Consider the following 1536-nt stretch of genomic DNA (forward strand, 5'->3'; position numbering starts at 1 on the left):
TTGACATACTCCCACCACTTTCGCAAAGCTCAAGTGGGGGATTCTAAAAGCAAATGCTCTTAGGCGACCTTCTCACGAGGGTCACTTGTTTTCTGTTTCAACGGGCGACCTTTACTGCATCCTCCCTCCGCAGACAATACGGCATGTCCTGCCGCTAATATATTACGAGCCGCATTAAAATCAGCGTTCGCAACATACCTGCATTTGACGCACTCGAATTTAGACTGAGTTTGTCTGTTTTCCTTAGCGATATGCTGGCACCTAGAGCAAGTTTGGCTAGTGTATCGTGGATTTACTTTAATCAGTAAGCCGCCGCGCCATTGCTGCTTGTACTCAAGCATATTGACCATCATGCCCCAACCTTGATCTAAGATTGATTTATTCAATCCTGACTTGGCTTTGACATTACGACCTTTATTCTCCACCGTACCACTGGCTGATTTCGACATATTGGCGACTTTTAAATCCTCACAAGCAATCATGGCGTGGTTTTTGCTGATACTGGTGGTGGTTTTATGCAAGTAGTCATGGCGAATGTTAGCGATATGATGGTGTAGCTTTTGAATCTTGCGGTTCTGCTTTTTCCAGTTTTGGCTAAACAGAACCTTCCTGCTTAATTGACGCTGTAATTTAGCCAGTTTTACTTGATTGGCTTTAAAGCTGTTCTTAGGTTTGATGTACTGACCGTCTGAGGTGGTGAGTAGTTTGCTGATACCCATATCTAAGCCAATGGCGCTTTTAGAGGAGTGGCGAGGGTTCTCAGCCAGTTCGCGCTCTGTGCCAAACGACACGTACCAGTGCCCCGATTTCTTGCCGATGGTGACATTTTTAATTGTACCAATAATGTCTTGCGACTTCCTAAACTTCACCAGGCCAATGCCATTAGGCAGTTTTACTCGGTTGCCCTCAACACGGCAGTATTTATCAAACTGAACCAAGCGAATTGAGTCGCGCCCATCTGATTTGCGCTTAAATCTTGGCATCAACGGGCGTAGCTGGATTTCTGTGCCGTCAGCCAGTTTAAAGAACTTGGGTTTGCGAGGTTTCTTTTTATTTTCTTTTAATCTGGCATGTACTTTAGGATCAAAGAAACGCGACCAAGCCGATGCCAGATCACGTACTTTTTGTTGTAAAGACACCGCGTTTGAGCTGCTTTTTAAGAATGCAAAATCAGGGTTGCTCTTTAGACCCATGATTTTATTAACAAGGTTGGTGGCATTGATAAACTCATCTTTAGCAAACATTTCAAATGAGATCGCTAGCATTTGATTCCAAACAAAACGTGCAGAGCCGACAAGATTATTTAAAACAATCTCCTGCTCCGTATTAGGCTCAAGCCTAAATTTATACGCTTTGTTGATTTTCATAAATGCCTTCTTTATTAATGAGTGTGCATTTAGTAATATACTTATAATACTAGCACTTAAGAGTTTTTATTACAATGAGTGAGATATACAAAAACCGTCATGCCGCCTTTAACCTCCACGTTCATTTGGTTTTTATTACCAAGTACCGAAAAAAGGTCTTAGGTGAGCT

The 1536-nt window shown here is 42.4% G+C and carries 1 protein-coding gene and 1 pseudogene; one reads left to right on the forward strand and one right to left on the reverse strand.

The genetic code is table 11. The features are described 5' to 3' along the window. Nucleotides 1-59: 59 nt before the first annotated feature. Nucleotides 60-1367 carry an RNA-guided endonuclease InsQ/TnpB family protein gene (locus ACT3SX_RS14990; RefSeq protein WP_192520979.1) on the reverse strand — a complete coding sequence of 436 codons (1308 nt, stop codon included), beginning with the start codon at nucleotides 1365-1367 and terminating at the stop codon, nucleotides 60-62. A 74-nt stretch (nucleotides 1368-1441) separates the two neighbouring features. Here ACT3SX_RS14990 and ACT3SX_RS14995 point away from each other — a divergent pair. Beyond that, nucleotides 1442-1536 (forward strand): annotated as a pseudogene (locus tag ACT3SX_RS14995) (IS200/IS605 family transposase); the annotation flags it as partial.

This window comes from Psychrobacter sp. AOP31-B2-9 (assembly GCF_052378005.1).
Classification (GTDB): domain Bacteria; phylum Pseudomonadota; class Gammaproteobacteria; order Pseudomonadales; family Moraxellaceae; genus Psychrobacter.